Origin of the sequence: Aquincola sp. J276, from assembly GCF_024700035.1 — a bacterium.
In the GTDB taxonomy this organism is placed as follows: domain Bacteria; phylum Pseudomonadota; class Gammaproteobacteria; order Burkholderiales; family Burkholderiaceae_C; genus Aquincola; species Aquincola tertiaricarbonis.
Window position 1 is genome coordinate 1,159,087 of record NZ_JAJONC010000002.1, and the last position, 17,600, is coordinate 1,176,686.

General features: G+C 72.0%; 19 protein-coding genes. 12 read left to right on the forward strand and 7 right to left on the reverse strand.

From position 1 onward, the window contains the following. Positions 1 to 186: 186 nt before the first annotated feature. The 7 genes from LRS14_RS23285 to LRS14_RS23315 all read right to left on the reverse strand — a co-directional run bounded on the left by LRS14_RS23285 (position 187) and on the right by LRS14_RS23315 (position 6,754). The gene (locus LRS14_RS23285; RefSeq protein WP_257801299.1) at positions 187 to 672 is read right to left on the reverse strand and encodes a TspO/MBR family protein; all 486 of its coding nucleotides are present in this window, start codon (positions 670 to 672) and stop codon (positions 187 to 189) included. Further along, on the reverse strand, positions 669 to 1,088 hold the full coding sequence (locus tag LRS14_RS23290) for a hypothetical protein (RefSeq protein WP_257801300.1): 420 nt from the start codon (positions 1,086 to 1,088) through the stop codon (positions 669 to 671). Before LRS14_RS23290 ends, LRS14_RS23285 begins: the two co-directional genes overlap by 4 nt. Continuing rightward, positions 1,085 to 1,855: a geranylgeranyl reductase family protein gene (locus tag LRS14_RS23295; RefSeq protein ID WP_257801301.1), complete on the reverse strand. Its 771-nt coding sequence runs from the start codon at positions 1,853 to 1,855 to the stop codon at positions 1,085 to 1,087. Before LRS14_RS23295 ends, LRS14_RS23290 begins: the two co-directional genes overlap by 4 nt. After that, complete coding sequence (locus LRS14_RS23300; protein WP_257801302.1) at positions 1,852 to 3,213, reverse strand: BCD family MFS transporter; 1,362 nt, start codon at positions 3,211 to 3,213, stop codon at positions 1,852 to 1,854. Before LRS14_RS23300 ends, LRS14_RS23295 begins: the two co-directional genes overlap by 4 nt. Then, on the reverse strand, positions 3,210 to 4,094 hold the full coding sequence (gene chlG, locus LRS14_RS23305; protein ID WP_257801303.1) for a chlorophyll synthase ChlG: 885 nt from the start codon (positions 4,092 to 4,094) through the stop codon (positions 3,210 to 3,212). The genes LRS14_RS23300 and chlG overlap by 4 nt, the downstream gene beginning before the upstream one ends. 214 nt (positions 4,095 to 4,308) lie before the next feature. Beyond that, complete coding sequence (ppsR, locus tag LRS14_RS23310) at positions 4,309 to 5,802, reverse strand: transcriptional regulator PpsR (RefSeq protein WP_046114959.1); 1,494 nt, start codon at positions 5,800 to 5,802, stop codon at positions 4,309 to 4,311. A gap of 49 nt (positions 5,803 to 5,851) precedes the next feature. Beyond that, complete coding sequence (locus tag LRS14_RS23315) at positions 5,852 to 6,754, reverse strand: B12-binding domain-containing protein (RefSeq protein ID WP_257801304.1); 903 nt, start codon at positions 6,752 to 6,754, stop codon at positions 5,852 to 5,854. Between the two features lie 263 nt (positions 6,755 to 7,017). On the opposite strand from LRS14_RS23315, the gene bchF reads away from it, so the two are divergent. From bchF to LRS14_RS23375, 12 genes are read left to right on the forward strand one after another with little or no spacing between them, the layout of a single operon-like run. Next, positions 7,018 to 7,545 (forward strand): 2-vinyl bacteriochlorophyllide hydratase, encoded by a 528-nt coding sequence (gene bchF / locus LRS14_RS23320; RefSeq protein WP_257801305.1) that lies wholly within the window; start codon positions 7,018 to 7,020, stop codon positions 7,543 to 7,545. Further along, positions 7,542 to 8,819 carry a ferredoxin:protochlorophyllide reductase (ATP-dependent) subunit N gene (locus tag LRS14_RS23325; protein WP_046114961.1) on the forward strand — a complete coding sequence of 426 codons (1,278 nt, stop codon included), beginning with the start codon at positions 7,542 to 7,544 and terminating at the stop codon, positions 8,817 to 8,819. Before bchF ends, LRS14_RS23325 begins: the two co-directional genes overlap by 4 nt. A gap of 21 nt (positions 8,820 to 8,840) precedes the next feature. After that, complete coding sequence (gene bchB, locus LRS14_RS23330) at positions 8,841 to 10,376, forward strand: ferredoxin:protochlorophyllide reductase (ATP-dependent) subunit B (protein ID WP_257801306.1); 1,536 nt, start codon at positions 8,841 to 8,843, stop codon at positions 10,374 to 10,376. A gap of 23 nt (positions 10,377 to 10,399) precedes the next feature. After that, positions 10,400 to 11,311, forward strand: coding sequence for a ferredoxin:protochlorophyllide reductase (ATP-dependent) iron-sulfur ATP-binding protein (gene bchL, locus LRS14_RS23335; RefSeq protein ID WP_257801307.1), 912 nt, complete (start codon positions 10,400 to 10,402; stop codon positions 11,309 to 11,311). Positions 11,312 to 11,325: 14 nt separating this feature from the next. Further along, positions 11,326 to 12,021, forward strand: coding sequence for a magnesium protoporphyrin IX methyltransferase (bchM, locus tag LRS14_RS23340; protein ID WP_257801308.1), 696 nt, complete (start codon positions 11,326 to 11,328; stop codon positions 12,019 to 12,021). Further along, entirely contained in the window at positions 12,018 to 13,445 is a 1,428-nt protein-coding gene (locus LRS14_RS23345) for a PucC family protein (RefSeq protein WP_257801309.1), read from the forward strand. Before bchM ends, LRS14_RS23345 begins: the two co-directional genes overlap by 4 nt. Before the next feature lie 29 nt (positions 13,446 to 13,474). Then, positions 13,475 to 14,242, forward strand: coding sequence for a photosynthetic reaction center subunit H (gene puhA, locus LRS14_RS23350; protein ID WP_046114966.1), 768 nt, complete (start codon positions 13,475 to 13,477; stop codon positions 14,240 to 14,242). Beyond that, positions 14,239 to 14,994: a photosynthetic complex putative assembly protein PuhB gene (gene puhB, locus LRS14_RS23355; protein WP_257801310.1), complete on the forward strand. Its 756-nt coding sequence runs from the start codon at positions 14,239 to 14,241 to the stop codon at positions 14,992 to 14,994. The genes puhA and puhB overlap by 4 nt, the downstream gene beginning before the upstream one ends. 9 nt (positions 14,995 to 15,003) lie before the next feature. Continuing rightward, complete coding sequence (gene puhC / locus LRS14_RS23360; RefSeq protein ID WP_257801311.1) at positions 15,004 to 15,471, forward strand: photosynthetic complex assembly protein PuhC; 468 nt, start codon at positions 15,004 to 15,006, stop codon at positions 15,469 to 15,471. Positions 15,472 to 15,488: 17 nt separating this feature from the next. Next, on the forward strand, positions 15,489 to 16,562 hold the full coding sequence (gene acsF, locus LRS14_RS23365; RefSeq protein ID WP_257801312.1) for a magnesium-protoporphyrin IX monomethyl ester (oxidative) cyclase: 1,074 nt from the start codon (positions 15,489 to 15,491) through the stop codon (positions 16,560 to 16,562). 29 nt (positions 16,563 to 16,591) lie between these two features. Beyond that, entirely contained in the window at positions 16,592 to 17,368 is a 777-nt protein-coding gene (puhE, locus tag LRS14_RS23370) for a putative photosynthetic complex assembly protein PuhE (RefSeq protein WP_257801313.1), read from the forward strand. 17 nt (positions 17,369 to 17,385) lie between these two features. Beyond that, positions 17,386 to 17,547 carry a hypothetical protein gene (locus LRS14_RS23375; RefSeq protein WP_257801314.1) on the forward strand — a complete coding sequence of 54 codons (162 nt, stop codon included), beginning with the start codon at positions 17,386 to 17,388 and terminating at the stop codon, positions 17,545 to 17,547. The last annotated feature ends 53 nt before the right edge of the window (positions 17,548 to 17,600 follow it).

Sequence of the window (17,600 nt, forward strand, 5' to 3'; positions counted from 1 at the left end):
CTGCCGGACGCTGCTTCACGCACCGCCAGCACCAGGCACAGCCCGGCAAGCAGGCTGCCCGCCACGTCGGCAAACGGCACGCCGCGCCGGTGGGGCCGCGCCAGCCACCAAAGCACCGCGGCTTCCAGCAGCAGCACGCCCAGCACCAGGTCGGTCAGCCAGGCCATGTGCATCGCCTTCAACGGCTCAGGCGAACGGCGGATTCAGCCGCACGATCGTCAGGTTGAGCACGGCCGCGAAGCTCACCCAGGCCAGGTAGGGCGCCAGCAGCCAGCCGGCCAGGCGGTCGCGCCGGCCGGCCACGCGGATCAGCCAGGCGATGGACAACCACAGCAGCACCACCTCGAAGGCCGCCCAGTCGGGCCGGCGCATGGCGAAGAAGAGGACGCTCCACAGCACGTTGGCGATGCCGTTGGCACCGAAGGCCGTCAGCAGCGCACCGCGCCCGGGCTGCTGCACCGGCGCGCGCCAGGCCCGCACGGCGGCCACCACGCCCAGCGCATAGATCGTGGTCCACACCGGGCCGAAGAGCCAGTCGGGCGGCTGCCACGCGGGCTTGGCCAGGCCGCGGTACCAGGGCCCGATGTCGGTGGCCAGGCCACCGAGCACCGACAGCGCCACCGCGCCCAGCACCGCCACCGAAAGAGGTTTCCACAGCGGCCGTCCCGTCATACGCGCGCCAACCCGAGCAGGTGGGCCACGTCCTTGAAGAAGATGCGCACATGCGCCAGCGGGCGCGCGCGGACCAGTCGTTTGTTCATGTAGGCGTCGAAGGTGAGTTGCTGGACATCCCGGTCGCGGCACATGCTGACGAAGCGCTCGCGGCGCCTGTCGCTGGCGTACCAGAACCGCTGCATGATGCCCAACACCCAGAACACCCGGCCGTGCTCGCGCAGGAAGGCCTTGCGGGCACTGGCCAGCGCCTGGCCGTCGCCCGTCTTCAGGCACAGCGCCACCGCGCTGGCGGCAAAGCGGCCGCCCAACATCGCGTAGTAGATGCCCTCGCCCGAGGCCGGCGCCACCACGCCCGCCGCATCGCCGGCCAGCACCACGTGACGGCCGTCGTCCCAGCGCGGCAGCGGCTTCATTGGGAGGGGGCGCCTTCGCGGCGCAGCGTCTGCGCGCCGTCGAGTTGCGCCGACTGGCGCAGCCGCTGCACCGCGCCGCGCAGCGAGAAGCCCTTGTCGGCACTGCCGGTGCCGATGCTCACGGTGTCGCCGTGCGGGAACACCCAGCCGTAGAAGTCGGGCGACAGCCGGCCGTCGTAATGCACCTCGCAGCGGCTGCCGCGGAAGCCCGCGGGCGCCGGCTGCGGCGTGCGCACGATCTCGTGGTATGCGAACACGCAGCGGCCCTTGGCGGCGCCCGGCACCGCCTGCCGCGCCACCGCGGAACGTGCGCCGTCGGCCCCGATGACGGTGCGGGTGCGCACCTGGCGCAGGCCCTGGCCATCGCGGTAGGCCACCAGCGTCATGCCGTCGGCGGTGGGCTGCAGCGTCTCGAAGCTGCCGGTGCGGCGCACCGCGCCATGCGCCTGGGCGCGCTGGCGCAGCCATTCGTCGAACACCTCGCGGTCCACCATGCCGACGAAGCCGCCTTCGATGGGGATGTCCACCTGCCGGCCGGCCGGCGACACCATGCGCGCCGCGGTGGCCCGGGCCACCAGCAAATGCTCGGGGATGTCGAAGTCGGCGATCAGCCGCGGCGGAATGGCACCGCCACAGGGCTTGATGCGGCCCGCCCGGTCCAGCAGCAGCACGCGGTGGCCGGCACGGGCCAGGTCGTCGGCGGCAGTGGCCCCCGCCGGCCCGCCGCCCACTACCACTGCGTCGTAGTACAGGTCGCTCAGCATCATGTGGACACCTGCATCGGTGAAGGCAGCGCGCGGGCGCTGCCGGCAGCGGGCAGCGGCCGCCAGGCCAGCCAGCCCGCCAGGAGGAACAGCAGCGCCTCGCAGCCGAACACCGCTGCGTAGGCCATGCCGGGCGAAGCCAGCAGCGCCTGCGCCAGGTCGCTGGCGCCGGTGCCCACCAGGCCGCCGAGCGCGAAGGCCAGGGCCTGCGCCGCGCCCCACAGGCCGATGCGCACGCCTTCGCTGCCCGGCCGGCCCTCGCCGGCCAGCCGCATCATCGAGCCGATGGCGGCGATGGAGAACACGCCGTTGGCCGCGCCCAGCAGGAACACGTTGGCCTCCAGCGGGTGGATGCCGGGCCGTGCCGACAGCCCCGCCAGCACCAGCCCGCCCAGCGCCAGGCCGGAGGCGATGCAGCCGCCCGCCGTCCAGCCCGCCAGCGAGCCGAACTGCCGGCCGCGCCAGCGGCTGCCGGCCGCCGCCGCCAGCAGCATGCCCACCAGCACGCCGCCATGCTGCACGCCCGACAGCTGCGTGGAGCGACCGGGCGTGAAGCCGAACACCGTGCCGGCGAACGGCTCCAGGATCAGGTCCTGCGCGCTGAAGGCCAGCATCGACACGAAGATGAAGACGGTGAAGCGCCGTGCCGCCGGCTCCGCCCACACCTCGGCCAGCGCGCTGCCGAAGGCGCGCAGGCCGGCACCGGCCGGAGCGTGCGGCTGCGGGCCGGGCGCGGCGGCCGCCGCCGCGGGGGCCGGCCCTTCCAGCCCCCAGGTGGCCAGCAGTGCCACCAGCACCGCCAGCACGGCGACCACCGCAGTGACCGCCAGCAGCCGCGCGGGCGAATACGGGTCCAGGAAGTGGCCCGCGGTGCCGGCGGTGACGGCGAAGCCCACGATCATCATCAGCCACACGGTCGTGGCCGCCGCGGCGCGGCGAGGCGCCGGCACCCGCTTGGCCAGCAGCACCAGCAGCGTGGTGCCGCAGGCCGCCACGCCCAGGCCGATCAGCACGAAGGCCGCGAACGCCAGCAGCACGCCGCCGGTGCGATGCACCGGCATCCAGGCCACCGAGGCCGAGGCCAGCATCGCGCCGCTGGCCAGCACCGCCATGCCGCCGACGATCCACGGCGTGCGACGGCCACCCACGTCGCTGCCCCAGCCCATGCGCGGGCGGCTGGTCTGCACCAGGTAGTGCAGCGCCACCAGCACGCCGGGCAGCAGCGCCGGCAGCGCCAGCTCCACCACCATCACGCGGTTGAGCGTGGAGGTCATCAGCACCACCAGGCCGCCCAGCGCCGCCTGCACCAGGCCCAGCCGCACCACCTGCAGCCAGCCGAAGGGCTTGTCCGCCGACGTCACGGCGCAGCCCCGGCGGCGCGCAGCGCAAACGCGCTGACCAGCATGCCCAGCACGTACAGCGGCACGCCGAAGCCGCTGTACCAGAGCGCCCGCGCCAGCGGCTGCGCGACGAAGCGCCGCATCATCAGCAGCTGCGCGGCCAGCAGCGCGGCCACGCCGGCGGCATGCGCCGGCTGGTCCCAATCGAGCAGCAGCGCAATGACGGCGGCCTGGGGCGCGGCCATCACCGCGCTGGCCACCACGGCCGCGCGCCGCACGCCCAGCCGCACCGGCAGCGACCCGATGCCCATGCGGCTGTCGCCCTCGATGGACTTGAAGTCGTTGAGCGTCATGATCCCGTGCGCGCCGGCGCTGTACAGCAGCGCCAGCCAGAGCGAGCGTGCATCCAGCCCCACGCCCGCAGCCATCACCGCCGCGCCGGTGATCCAGGCCAAGCCCTCATAACAAAGCGCGCAGGCCCCATTGCCCCACCAGCCATTGCGCTTGAGCCGCAGCGGCGGCGCGCTGTAGGCCCAGGCCAGCAGCAGCCCCACCACTGCCGCCGCCAGCCCCACCGGCCCGAGCGCCAGCGCCACCAGCAGCGACAGCAGCGTCCAGCCGATGGCGATGTACAGACCCCAGCGCCCGGGCAGGCGGCCGCTGGGAATCGGCCGCTGCGGCTCGTTGATCGCATCCACCTCGCGGTCGAACCAGTCGTTGACGGCCTGGCTGGTGGCGCACACCAGCGGACCCGCCAGCAGCACCCCCGCCGCCACCAGCGGCCAGCGGCCCTGCGGGGAGACGCCCGAAGCCACCACGCCACAGCCGAAGGCCCACATCGGTGGGAACCAGGTGATCGGCTTCAGCAGCTCGGTCACGGCCGACAGGTCAGGGCGTGTCATGCGCTGACTTTCGGTGTGACGGCCGTTTGTGTCAACTGAGATTTACACCTGCTGCAGTCGCGCTTTGGCGCTTTGCTGCGTGTGTGCGGTCTGCGCAGAGGCGTGCGGGGGGCGGTGCCCGGTGGGGCGATTTTTGAAGTGGCGAGGAGCACAGCGCCGAGGTCGGCGCGCGCAGCGCGCTTCGTGGGCTGATCCGCCGGCCGCAAAGCGCGAGTTACCCCGGCGCCTTGTCCCCCGAACTCGCATTGTTCGCCGCCGCCTGGTCGCTGCCCACGCCGCCCAGGTCGCCCAGGCCGTAGCGGCGCAGCTTCACGTACAGGCTCTGGCGCGACAGGCCCAGCATCTCGGCGGCGGAGGCGCGGTTGTCGCGCGTGAGCTCCAGCGCGGCTTCGATGCACAGCTTCTCGATCAGGTCCACCGTCTCGCCCACGATGTCCTTCAGCGGCACGCGGCCCACCAGCTCGGCCAGCTGGCCGGCCGAGCGCGGCAGCTCGCGGTGCGTACGGGCTTCAGGCGCCAGGCGCCGGCCCACGTCGCGGATGGTGAAGCCCAGGCAGGGCGGCTCGCCCTGCGGCACCGAGACGGCCGAGATCTCCACCTGCGTGGTGGCCCCGTAGGCACCGCGCAGGGTGGTGGGAAACAGCCGCACCACGCCGTGCTGCCGCAGCGAGCCCAGCAGCACGTTCAGGTCGACGCCGGTGCGGCCCATCCAGCGGTCCAGCGACTGGCCCTGCAGCCGCTCGCCGGCAGGCAGCTGCACCATCTCGGCAAAGGCGGTGTTGGCGGTGAGCACCCGGCCCTGAGGATCGGTCACCACGAAGGCGTCGGGCACGCTGTCCACCGCGCGCAGCAGCGCGGCCTCGGCCGGCGCGGCCACCGGGGCGGCGCCCTCGGCGGCGGTGGGCAGCAGCCGCACCAGCACCAGCGAGGCACCGTCCTGGCGGAACAGCGTGGCCGACATCTGCAGCGCCGGCCCGCCCTCGGCGGCCTGCACGCGGATCTCGTCGCCGCGGCCGGTGGCCCGCACGCTGGCGAACAGGTCCGCCGCGGCCTGGCGGCTGGCCGGGGCCAGCGCATCGGCAAACGGGCGGCCGCCGATGCGGCGCGGGCCGTCGCCCAGCAGCCGCGCGGCTGCCGGATTGATCTCCACCACCGCATGGCTGCTGCCGTCCAGCACCACCACCGGCTCGGAGATCGTCTCGAACAGCAGCCGGTAGCGGGCCTCGGCCTGCCGCAGGCGCAGGTAGTCGCGCTCCATGGCCTGCTGCGCATCCACCAGCCGCTGCTGCAGGGTGCTGACGGTGCGCAGGTCGCGGCCCACGGCCACCACCCGGCCCTGGTCGCCGAACTGCACCGCCGAATACATCACCGGAACGCCGGCCGTGCCCGCCGCCGGGTGGTTCACCTGGCGCCACGGCGTGTGGCCGCTGCGCATGCTGGCCGCATCGCGCAGCATGGCCAGCACCTTGGGCCGGCTTTCCACCGTCACGGTCTCCAGCCAGTGGCGGCCCACCCATTCAGCGCTGCCTTCGTACACCAGCTCGTCGTTGCCGATGGACACGTCGCGGATGACGCCCTGGCCGTCGATCACCAGCGCCACGTCGGCCGCGGCGGAGATCAGCGCGGCGGTGGAACGTGCGTCGATGTCCGCCAGCAACTGCTCGGGAGCGTCGAAAGGGGTCACGTTCGGCACGCCTGCGAGGTTCATGAGGCCTTGTTCGATCGGCGCTGGAAGGCGCGCGGGTGGGTGGACGGATTCAGGGGACGGCCGCCGCGCGGGCGGCCATCAGACGTTCGGCTTCGGCGACGGCGGCGCGGGCATCGGACGCCATGGCGTCAGCGCCCACCTTCACCGCGAAGTCGTCCAGCAGGTTGACAACCGGTCCACCCACCATCACGACCACCGCCGGATTCAAGGACGCCCGGCGCAGCGCGAGGATAGCCGATGCCACGCCGTCGGCATGGCACTCGCTGCCGACCGACAGGCCAATGATGTCGTACCAGCCACTGGACAACGCCTGTGTCAGCTCCGGCAGACCCGCACCCGGATCGGCCCACACGTCCCAGCCGGCCCGGCGGAAGAACTCCACCACCATCAGCAGGCCGAAGTTGTGCTGCGAACCCGGCGCCGGCGCCAGCAGGGCGCGCCAGGGACTGCGCCGCCGCGGCTCGGTGCGCTGGAAGGCGCTGCTGTATTCATTGACCAGCTGCTGCAGCCGCCACAGGCCCACCGTCACCTCGGTGAAGTCGCACAGGTCGGCCTCCCACAGCGCACCCAGGCGCTGCGCGGTGGGCGCCAGCAGGTCCAGGTACAGGGCCTCGATCTCGATGCCCTCGGCACGGCGTGCGCGCATGTACTCGGCGGCGGAGCCGGGCCGGCGGCCCAGCACGATGTCGGTCAGCGTGGCCACCTCGGCGGGCCCGGTGTGCGGCAGCGGCCTGCTCTCGTGGGAGGCACCGCTGTCGTGGTGGCAATGCGCCAGCAGCAGGCGCGGAATGATCTGCGTCTCGATCGTGCGCAACAGCGAGGCGGCGCGGTCCATCGGGCTCAGGGTGTCGGGGGCCGGCTGCTCGGCCGCACCCCATGGCAGCGCCGAGCTCACGCCCTCCTGGGCGGCCGCGGGCGGCGCACCGAACAGGTTCCTTGTATACGTCTGCACCACGTGTCTCCTCGTGGGTCGAGCGCGTCGGGTCTCGGAAGGAAGCAGCTGCTTCTGAGGTGGACCTGTTGGTGCCCGGTGGTTGACTGTCTTGTGTGTCGTGTTGGTAAGCAAGAGCAGGGTCCGCGCGAACTGTCAGCGGGAACGCCCATTGCCGTCAAGCATTTCTCAATTTGTATCCCCATGGCTGGCAGCGTAGTGTCAGACCCGAAGAACGTCAATCTGGATTGACACTCTGCAGGCGGCGCCCTAGTCTTTGCCGCATGGCCACTGCAAACCCTTCCGCCGCCGCCCCGCTCTACACGCCGGAACAACGCTGGCGGCGTGACCGCAGCGCCTGGACCCTGGTGCAGGGGCTGCTGGCCCCGCTGCAGTTCCTGGTGTTCCTGGTGAGCCTGGGCCTGGTGCTGCGCTTCCTGGCCACCGGCCAGGGCGAGCAGGTGGCCACGGTGTCGGTGGTGCTGAAGACGCTGCTGCTCTACGCCATCATGGTCACCGGCTGCCTGTGGGAAAAGGCGGTGTTCGGGCAGTACCTGTTCGCACCCGCCTTCTACTGGGAAGACGTGTTCAGCATGCTGGTGCTGGCGCTGCACACCGCCTACCTGCTGGCGCTGGGCTTCGGCTGGCTGGGCAGCCAGGGCCTGATGGGGCTGGCGCTGGCGGCCTACGCCAGCTATGCCATCAATGCCACGCAGTTCCTGCTCAAGCTGCGCGCGGCGCGGCTGCAGCAGCAGGCCGAGGGCATGCGGTCGGCCGGGCATCAGGCGGCCCAGGCGGCGGGGCGGCCATGATTCCCATCGCCACGGCGATGGCCGACACCGGCTGCAGCACCGCACCGGTGCTGCGCGAACGCGGCCAGCGCGAGGTGTTCTGCGGCCTCACCGGCATCATCTGGCTGCACCGCAAGATCCAGGACGCCTTCTTCCTGGTGGTGGGCTCGCGCACCTGCGCGCACCTGGTGCAGTCGGCCGCAGGCGTGATGATCTTCGCCGAGCCGCGCTTCGCCACCGCCATCATCGACGACCGCGACCTGGCCGGGCTGGCCGACGCCAACGACGAGCTCGACCGCGTCGTCACCCGGCTGCTGCAGCGCCGGCCCGACATCAAGCTGCTGTTCCTGGTGGGCTCCTGCCCTTCGGAGGTAATCAAGCTCGACCTGTCTCGCGCCGCGCAGCGGCTGGGCCAGCGCTTCATGCCGCAGGTACGGGTGCTCAACTATTCGGGCAGCGGCATCGAGACCACCTTCACCCAGGGCGAAGACGCCTGCCTGGCCGCGCTGGTGCCCACGCTGGAGGCCACCGCGCAGCCTGGCCTGCTGGTGGTGGGTGCGCTGGCCGATGTGGTGGAAGAACAATTCAAGCGCCTGTTCGCGGCGCTGGGCATCGGGCCGGTGCAGTTCCTGCCCGCACGCCGCGCGGGGGCGATGCCCTCGGTCGGGCCGCAGACGCGCTACCTGCTGGCACAGCCCTTCCTGGCCGATACCGCCCGGGCGCTGGAAGAACGCGGCGCCACGCGCATCGCCGCGCCGTTTCCGCTGGGCGTGGAAGGCACGACGGCCTGGCTGCAGGCCGCCGCTTCGGCCTTCGGCGTGAGCGCGGCGCGCTTTGCGCAGGCCACCGGCCCGGCCATCGAGCGCGCGCAGCATGCGCTGGCGACGCACCGCGCACGGCTGGCCGGCCGGCGCATCTTCTTCTTCCCCGATTCGCAGCTGGAGGTGCCGCTGGCGCGCTTCCTGTCGCGCGAGCTGGGCATGCAGCTCACCGAGGTAGGCTCGCCCTTCCTGCACCGCGCGCACCTGGCGGAGGAACTGGCGCTGCTGCCCGCCGGCACCGTGCTGTCCGAAGGGCAGGACGTCGAACGCCAGCTGGACCGCTGCCGCGCCGCCCGTCCCGACCTGGTGGTGTGCGGCCTGGGCCTGGCCAATCCGCTGGAGGCAGAGGGTTTTGCCACCAAGTGGTCGATCGAGCTGGTGTTCACGCCCATCCAGGGTTACGAGCAGGCCGCCGACCTGGCCGGCCTGTTCGCCCGCCCTTTGCTCCGCCGCGCGCTGCTGGCCGCGGCCTGAACGCATCCCCCGGGCCGCACCATGCAACTCACGCTCTGGACCTACGAAGGCCCGCCCCATGTGGGCGCGATGCGGGTGGCCACCGCGATGCGCGGCGTGCACTACGTGCTGCATGCGCCGCAGGGCGACACCTATGCCGACCTGCTGTTCACGATGATCGAACGCTCTCGGCGGCGGCCGCCAGTCACCTATACAACTTTCCAGGCCCGCGACCTGGGCGGCGACACCGCCGCACTGTTCCAGCAGGCGGCGCGCGATGCCTATGCGCGCTTCCAGCCGCAGGCGATGCTGGTGGGGGCTTCGTGCACCGCCGAGCTGATCCAGGACGACCCCGGCGGCCTGGCGCAGGCGATGGCGCTGCCGATCCCGGTGATCCCGCTGGAGCTGCCTTCGTACCAGCGCAAGGAGAACTACGGCGCCAGTGAGACCTTCTACCAGCTGGTGCGCGGGCTGGCCCGCAAGCCGGCCGAAGGCGCGCCCCGCAGCGGCTGCAACCTCCTCGGGCCCACCGCGCTGGGCTTCCGCCACCGCGACGACGTGCGCGAGATCACCGGCCTGCTGCAGCGCATGGGCATCCCGGTCAACGTGACCGCGCCGCAGGACGCCACGCCCGCCGACCTGGCCCGGCTCGGCGATGCCGCCTTCAACGTGGTGCTGTACCCCGAGGTGGCACAGCAGGCCGCGGGCTGGCTGCAGCGGCAGTTCGGCCAGCCCTTCACCAGGACCATCCCGATCGGCGCGCAGGCCACGCAGGCCTTCATCGCCGAAGTGGCCGCGCTGGCCGGCATCGAGGTGCCGGCCGCGGTGCGGGAGGAGGCTTCGCGCGCGCCGTGGTATTCGCGTTCGGTCGATTCCACCTACCTCACCGGCAAGCGGGTGTTCGTGTTCGGCGATGCCACCCATGCGGTGGCCGCGGCCCGGGTGGCCGCCACCGAGATGGGCTTCGAGGTGGTGGGCCTGGGCAGCTACAGCCGCGAGTTCGCACGCGAGGTGCGCGAGGCCGCGGCGCTGCATGGCGTGGCCCCGCTCATCACCGACGACTACCTGGACGTGGAAGCCGCCGTGGCCGCCGCCCAGCCCGACCTGGTGCTGGGCACGCAGATGGAGCGCCACATCGCCAAGCGGCTGGGCATCCCCTGCGCGGTGATCTCGGCGCCGGTGCATGTGCAGGACTTTCCGGCGCGCTACTCGCCGCAGATGGGCTTCGAGGGCGCGAACGTGTTGTTCGACACCTGGGTGCATCCGCTGATGATGGGCCTGGAGGAACACCTGCTGGGCATGTTCCGCGGCGACTTCGAATTCCATGAGGACGCGCCCGCCTCGCACCTGGGCCATGCCGCCGCGCCGCCGCCGGTGCTGCCGCAACAAGACGCGCAGCAGGAGCCGCAGGACGCGGCCGCCACCTGGGCGCCCGAAGCCGAGAAGGAGCTGCACCGCGTGCCCTTCTTCGTGCGTGGCAAGGCCCGCCGCAACACCGAGCGTTATGCCGTCGACCGCGGGCTGATGACCATCACCGTCGAGACGCTGTACGAGGCCAAGGCGCATTTCAGCCGCTGACCGGATGACACCAAGGACACCCGATGACCGAAACCACCACCCTGCCCTTCCCGACGCTAAAGACCCCGCGCCGGCCCGACGGCGAGGGCAGCCTGCAGGTGCAGCTCGATCCGTCGGTGTCCATCGGCACCGCCAAGGTGTTTGCGGTGTATGGCAAGGGCGGCATCGGCAAGAGCACCACCTCGTCCAACCTGTCGGTGGCCTTCAGCAAGCTGGGCAAGCGGGTGCTGCAGATCGGCTGCGACCCCAAGCACGACAGCACCTTCACCCTCACCAAGAAGCTGATGCCCACGGTGATCGACGTGCTGGAGTCGGCGGACTTCCACCCCGAGGAATTGCGCGTCGAGGACTTCGTCTACCCCGGCTACAACGGCGTGATGTGCGTCGAAGCCGGCGGCCCGCCGGCCGGCACCGGCTGCGGCGGCTACGTGGTGGGCCAGACGGTCAAGCTGCTGAAGGAGCACCACCTGCTGGAGGAGACCGACGTGGTCATCTTCGACGTGCTGGGCGACGTGGTGTGCGGCGGCTTCGCCGCGCCGCTGCAGCATGCCGACCGTGCGCTGATCGTCACCGCCAACGACTTCGACAGCATCTTCGCGATGAACCGCATCGTGCAGGCCATCGGCGCCAAGGCGAAGAACTACAAGGTGCGGCTGGGCGGCGTGATCGCCAACCGCAGCGCGGCCACCGACCAGATCGACAAGTTCAATGACCGCATCGGGCTGAAGACGATGGCGCGCTTCCCTGACCTGGACGTGATCCGCCGCAGCCGGCTGAAGAAGGCCACGCTGTTCGAGATGGAGGACAGCCCCGAGCTGGCCGCGGTGCAGGCCGAGTACCTGCGCCTGGCCGCCGCGCTGTGGCTGGGCACCGAGCCGCTGGAATGCACGCCGATGAAGGACCGCGACATCTTCGACCTGCTGGGCTTCGACTGAGAGCGCCTCTGACCATGAGCACCGACACCTACACCCAGCGCCGCGGCCGCATCGAGCACTACTTCGACCGCACCGCGGCCGAGGCCTGGGCGCGCCTGACCTCCGACGCCCCGGTGGGCCGCATCCGCGCGACGGTGCGCGCCGGCCGCGACCGCATGCGCGCGCTGTTGCTGGATTGGCTGCCCGGCGACCTGCACGGGCTGCGACTGCTGGACGCCGGCTGCGGCACCGGCGCGCTGGCCATGGCCGCGGCCGAGCGCGGCGCCGAAGTGCTGGCGATCGACCTCTCGCCCACGCTGGTGGCGCTGGCGCGGGAGCGCGTGCCGACCGCGCTGCACGGCCGCATCCACTTCCGCTCGGGCGACATGCTCAGCCCTTCGCTGGGCCGCTTCGACCATGTGGTGCTGATGGACTCGCTGATCCACTACACCGCGCCACAGGCGGTGGAAGCGCTGCAGCGGCTGGCGCCGCGCGTGCGCGGCTCGATGCTGTTCACCTATGCGCCCAGCAGCCCGGCGCTGGCCGCGATGCATGCGCTGGGCCGCCTCTTCCCGCGCGGCGACCGGGCCCCGGCCATCGAGCCGGTGCGCGGCGAGAAGCTGCATCGGTTGATCAGGCAAGTGCCGGCACTGCAAGGTTGGCAGACCGACCGCACCCAGCGCATCGCCAGCGGCTTCTACACCTCGCAGGCGCTGGAGCTGCGGCGATGAAGAGGATCGCGAATGCGTGGCTGCACGTCAGCCCGCGCTTCCTGCCTTTCGCGGACGCGGCTTCGCCCGACCTGCCGCTGCGGCGGCTGCTGCGCCTGGCGCTGTTCCAGGTGTCGGTGGGCATGGCCAGCGCGCTGATGGTGGGCACGCTCAACCGCGTGATGATCGTGGAGCTGCAGGTGGCGGCCTGGCTGGTGTCCAGCATGGTGGCGCTGCCGCTGCTGCTGGCGCCGTGGCGCGCGCTGGTGGGCTTCAAGTCCGACACGCACTGGAGCGCGCTCGGCTGGCGCCGCGTGCCCTACCTGTGGTTCGGCTCGCTGATGCAGTTCGGCGGCCTGGCCATCATGCCCTTCGCGCTGCTGGTGCTGTCGTCCGACGCGGCCGACCTGCACGGCCCGGCCTGGGTGGGCACCGCCGCCGCCGCGCTGGCCTTCGTGCTGGTGGGCGCCGGCCTGCAGACCACGCAGACCGCCGGCCTGGCCCTGGCCACCGACCTGGCGCCTGAGGCCACCCGCCCGCGCGTGGTGGCGCTGATGTACGTGATGCTGCTGGTGGGCATGCTGGTGGGCAGCCTGGCCTTCGGCGCGCTGCTGCGCGAGTTCAGCCATGTGCGGCTGGTGCAGGTGGTGCAGGGCGCGGCGCTGATGACCATGCTGCTCAACATCGTCGCGCTGTGGAAGCAGGAGCCGCGTGGCGCACGGCGGCCCGCGCCAACCGCACCGCCCTCGTTCCGCCAGGCCTGGCGTTCCTTCGCCGGCCAGCCGGCCGTGCGCCGCTTCCTGGTGGCGGTGGGCCTGGGCACCGCGGCCTTCAACATGCAGGACATCGTGCTGGAGCCTTACGGCGGCGCGGTGATGCACCTCGGCGTGGGCGCCACCAGCCTGCTCACCGCGGTGCTGGCCACGGGCGCGCTGCTGGCCTTCGGGCTGGCGGCTCGCTGGCTGCAGCGCGGCGCCGATGCCTACCGGCTGGCCGCCATGGGCGCGCTGGCCGGCGTGGTGGCCTTTGCCGCGGTGATCTTCGCCGCGCCGCTCGAATCGCCGCTGCTGTTCCGCGCCGGCGTGCTGCTGATCGGCTTCGGCGGCGGCCTGTTCGGCGTGGGCACGCTCATCGCGGCGATGGCGCTCTCGGCCGGCCACAACGGCCTGGCGCTGGGCGCCTGGGGTGCGGTGCAGGCCACCGCCGGCGGCCTGGCCATCGGCCTGGGCGGGGCGCTGCGCGACGGCATCTCGGCCCTGGCTGCGCAGGGTGCGCTGGGTCCGGCGCTCACCGGGCCGGCCATCGGCTACAGCTTCGTCTACCACCTCGAGATCGCCTTGCTGTTCGCCACGCTGGCGGCCATCGGGCCGCTGGTCAAGGCCGTGCGCCCGGGCCCGCCCGCGGCCGCGCCGCGTCCCTTCGGCCTGGCCGAGTTCCCGGGCTGACGCTTTCCTCTTCACGCAGGAGACACCTCATGCAAACCGGCGCCATCACGCAGTACATCGACGTGGCCCAGCTCACGCTCTACGGCTTCTGGATCTTCTTCGCGGGCCTCGTCTACTACCTGCACCAGGAGAACAAGCGCGAGGGTTATCCGCTGGAGTCCGACCGCTCCGGCGGCCGCATCGACGTGCAGGGCTACCCGCCCATTCCCCGCCCCAAGACCTACCACCTGCGCGACGGCCGCACGGTGACGGTGCCCACCCGCGCGCTGCCGGTGGCGCCCGAGCGGGCCCGGCTGACCGGCCGCTTCCTGGGCGCGCCCATCGAGCCCGAAGGCGACCCGATGACCGCGGGCGTCGGCCCCGGCGCCTGGGCCGAGCGGCCCGACATCGTCGACACCACCGCCGACCTGCAGCCCCGCCTGTTGCCGCTGCGCGCGCTGCCCGCCCTGACCATCGACCCGCAGGACCCCGACCCGCGCGGCCTGCCGGTGATCGGCGCCGACGGCGCGGTGGGCGGCGAGGTGCTGGACCTGTGGGTGGACCAGGCCGAGATGCTGTTCCGCTACCTGGAGCTGCAGGTGCCGGGTGCTGCCAGCTCCGTGCTGCTGCCGATGAACTTCGCCCGCGTGAAGGCCAACCGGGTGGAGGTGCGCTCCATCCTGGGCGCGCAGTTCGCGGGGGTGCCGCTGCTGCGCCATCCCGACCGCATCACCATGCTGGAAGAGGAGAAGGTGATGGCCTATTACGGCGCCGGCACCTTGTACGCCACGCCGCGTCGTGCGGAGCCGCTGCTGTGACCACGCTGCGTGCCCGCGTGGCGGCACCCACCGCACCGGCCCCGCGCCGCGCGGCGGGCGCGCTGCCCGCCACGCTGCAGCCCGCCGCCGAACATGAGTTCGAGGCCGCGCCCGGCCTGCCCGAGCCGCTGCCCGCCGACGAACGGCTGCTGTGGCAGGGCAGCCCGCACTGGCCCACGCTGGCCCGCGAGGCCTTCCACCTACGCAAGATCGGCCTGTACTTCGGCCTGCTGCTGGCCTGGCGCCTGGCCGAGCTGCTGGCCGCGGCCACGCCGACGCTGTCACTGCTGAAGCTGATGGCGCCACCGGTGCTGCTGGCCGGCCTGGGCCTGGGCGTGGTGGCGTTGATGGCCTGGCTGAGCGCGCGCAGCACCGTCTACACCCTCACCAGCCGGCGGGTGGTGATGCGCGTGGGCATCGTGCTCACCGTCACCTTCAACCTGCCGCATGCCCGCATCGCGGCCGCCGGCCTGCGCCGCGGCCGCCGCGGCCACGGCGACATCGCGCTGCAGCTGGCCGGCACCGACCGCATCGCCTGGCTGCACCTGTGGCCGCATGTGCGGCCGTGGCAGCTGCGCCGCGCGCAGCCGATGCTGCGGGCGCTGCCGCGGGTGGCCGAGGTGGCTGCGCTGCTGGTGCAGGCCCAGCAGGCGCTGGCCGTCGACGCCCCGGCCCAGCCGAAACCACGGCCGACGCTGCCGGAGCAGGCCGCACCCGCGGCGCAGCCGGGCGCGTTCGGGCAACTCGTCTAGGCAACTGCCATGAGCCTGCCCGCCGGCCTGCACCATGAAGCCACGCCGCGGCTGCCGCTGGCCGCGCTCGGCGTGCTGGTGCTGGTCACGCTGATCGGCGTGGCCGCGGTGCGCCTGACCGGCATGGGCGGCAGCGCCGACCTGCCCGCACCCGCGCTGCAGGCGCGCAGCCTGCATTTCGACGACCTGCCCGGCGGCGGCATCGCCGTGCGGGATGCCGACACCGGCCAGCTGATCGACACCGTGGCGCCCGGCACCAACGGCTTCCTGCGCAGCGCGGTGCGCGGCCTGGTGCGCGACCGCAAGCGCCAGCAGATCGGCCCGCAGCCGCCTTTCCGGCTGATGGCCCGCAACGACGGCCGGCTGACGCTGGAAGACCCCAGCACCGGCCGCCGCATCGACCTCGAAGCCTTCGGGCCAACCAACGCCGGCGTGTTCGTGCGCCTGCTGCCGGCCCCACCCCGCACGACGCCCTGAGCGCAGGAGAACCGACCATGATGGACACCGCCCTCCACAGCCCCGAGCAGGCCATCGAGCGCGCCCGCGCCTCCAGCATGCTGAGCCCGCGCTTCTACACCACCGACTTCGCGGCGATGGACAAGCTGGACGTGAGCCCGCTGCGCGCCGAGTGGGACGCGATGCTGGCCGAGTACGAAGGCGACAACAACCACGACCATTTCCAGCGCAATGCGCAGTTCATCGAGGAGGTGGCCGCCCTCACGCCCACCTGGACGCCGGAGCTGCGCGCCGAGTTCCTCGACTTCCTGGTGTCCTCGCTCACCTCGGAGTTCTCCGGCTGCGTGCTCTACAACGAGATCTTCAAGCGCAGCACCAACCCCGACATCAAGCAGCTGATGCGCTACATGGCGCGCGACGAATCGCGGCATGCGGGCTTCATCAACTCGGCACTGAAGGACTACGGCCTGGGCGTGGACCTGGGCAGCCTGAAGCGCACCAAGGCCTACACCTACTTCAAGCCCAAGTACATCTTCTACGCCACCTACCTGTCGGAGAAGATCGGCTACGCGCGCTACATCACCATCTACCGCCAGCTCGAGCGGCACCCGGAGCTGCGCTTCCATCCGATCTTTCGCTGGTTCGAGCGCTGGTGCAACGACGAATTCCGGCATGGCGAATCCTTCGCGCTGCTGCTGCGCGCCCACCCGCACCTGCTGCGCGGCGGCAACCTGCTGTGGGTGCGCTTCTTCCTGCTGGCGGTGTACGCCACGATGTACGTGCGCGACCACGCGCGGCCCGCGCTCAAGCAGGCGATGGGGCTGGACCCGACGGCCTATGACCTCACCGTCTTCCGCATCACCACCGAGATCAGCAAGCAGGTGTTCCCGATCTCGCTGGACGTGGAGGGCCCGGCCTTCCTGCGCGGGCTGGACCGGCTGTGCGCGCTGCAGGCCCGCATGGACGCGGCCAAGGCCCGCGGCGGGCTGGTGGGCAAGCTGCAGCAGGCGGGCTGCGCGGCGCAGGCGGCATTCACCTTCGCGCGGCTGTACCTGCAGCCGGTCCAGCGCCATGCGCTGCCGGCGCAGGTGCGCGTGGCGCCGGCCTGGTAACGCGCATTCGCAGCGCTGGGCAGCACGCGATGCGGCATGCCGGGCCCATCCTGTACACGTTGTTCGCGTGGTGGTTCAGCACGGGCGTGATCCTGTGGCTGGTGGGCCTGCCGCGCGCCAGCCACCGCTGGACCATGCTGTGGGCCACGGTGATGCTGGGCGTGGCCCTGTGCGGCGTGGCCGCCACCGCCGACGACACCCGCGTCACCGGCGCCTACCTGGCCTTCACCTCCGCCTTGATGGTGTGGGCCTGGCAGGAGGTGGCCTTCCTGCTCGGCTACGTCACCGGCCCGCGGCGAACGCCCTGCCCGCCGACCGCCCGTCGATGGCGGCGCGCGGCCCACGCCTTCGAGGTGGTGCTGTACCACGAGCTGGCGCTGCTGGTGCTGGGCGCGGCGGTGCTGGCCCTGAGCTGGGGCCAGCCCAACCAGACGGCGGCCTGGACCTTCGTGGCCCTGTGGTGCATGCGGCAGAGCACCAAGCTCAACGTCTTCCTGGGTGTGCGCAATCTCAACGAGAGCTTCCTGCCCGCGCACCTGGTCTACGTGCACAGCTACTTCCGCCAGCGGCCGATGAACCGGCTGTTCCCCGTCTCCGTGATCGCCGCCACCGCCGCCACGCTGGCGGTGTGGCAGGCCGCGCTGCAGGGCGGCCATGGCCGCTTCGACGAGACGGCGCTGGTCTTTGCAGCCGCGCTGCTGACGCTGGGCGTGGTCGAGCACTGGTTCCTGGTGCTGCCGCTGCCGAGCGAGGGGTTGTGGCGCTGGGGGCTGCGGTCGCGGGAGGAACGCCAGGCAGCGCCATAGCCGCTTGCGCCGGGACGGTGCTCGACCGGGAGCCTGAATGGGCTGCATCGGTGCCCTGGCGCAGCGCATTCCGCAACAACCTCGCCGGCTACCTGCATCGCGGGATGTTGAGCTTCGAGCAAGCCTGCGCATTGCCGGCCGAAGCGGAATCGTTGATGGACACGCAGCCTGTCGGCTGATTCGTCACCGGCTAAGTGTCATGTTGTATTGACACTGCCTTATGTCAGGCCTA

Excerpts from the sequence above, each read along its gene's own strand:
- LRS14_RS23290 (WP_257801300.1), bottom strand. The coding sequence starts at position 1,088 with ATGAAGCCGCTGCCGCGCTGGGACGACGGCCGTCACGTGGTGCTGGCC.
- chlG (WP_257801303.1), bottom strand. The coding sequence starts at position 4,094 with ATGACACGCCCTGACCTGTCGGCCGTGACCGAGCTGCTGAAGCCGATC.
- LRS14_RS23325 (WP_046114961.1), top strand. The coding sequence starts at position 7,542 with ATGATTCCCATCGCCACGGCGATGGCCGACACCGGCTGCAGCACCGCA.
- LRS14_RS23285 (WP_257801299.1), bottom strand. The coding sequence starts at position 672 with ATGACGGGACGGCCGCTGTGGAAACCTCTTTCGGTGGCGGTGCTGGGC.
- LRS14_RS23295 (WP_257801301.1), bottom strand. The coding sequence starts at position 1,855 with ATGATGCTGAGCGACCTGTACTACGACGCAGTGGTAGTGGGCGGCGGG.
- bchL (WP_257801307.1), top strand. The coding sequence starts at position 10,400 with ATGACCGAAACCACCACCCTGCCCTTCCCGACGCTAAAGACCCCGCGC.
- bchM (WP_257801308.1), top strand. The coding sequence starts at position 11,326 with ATGAGCACCGACACCTACACCCAGCGCCGCGGCCGCATCGAGCACTAC.
- puhE (WP_257801313.1), top strand. The coding sequence starts at position 16,592 with ATGCGGCATGCCGGGCCCATCCTGTACACGTTGTTCGCGTGGTGGTTC.
- puhA (WP_046114966.1), top strand. The coding sequence starts at position 13,475 with ATGCAAACCGGCGCCATCACGCAGTACATCGACGTGGCCCAGCTCACG.
- LRS14_RS23345 (WP_257801309.1), top strand. The coding sequence starts at position 12,018 with ATGAAGAGGATCGCGAATGCGTGGCTGCACGTCAGCCCGCGCTTCCTG.
- bchF (WP_257801305.1), top strand. The coding sequence starts at position 7,018 with ATGGCCACTGCAAACCCTTCCGCCGCCGCCCCGCTCTACACGCCGGAA.
- ppsR (WP_046114959.1), bottom strand. The coding sequence starts at position 5,802 with ATGAACCTCGCAGGCGTGCCGAACGTGACCCCTTTCGACGCTCCCGAG.
- acsF (WP_257801312.1), top strand. The coding sequence starts at position 15,489 with ATGATGGACACCGCCCTCCACAGCCCCGAGCAGGCCATCGAGCGCGCC.
- bchB (WP_257801306.1), top strand. The coding sequence starts at position 8,841 with ATGCAACTCACGCTCTGGACCTACGAAGGCCCGCCCCATGTGGGCGCG.
- puhC (WP_257801311.1), top strand. The coding sequence starts at position 15,004 with ATGAGCCTGCCCGCCGGCCTGCACCATGAAGCCACGCCGCGGCTGCCG.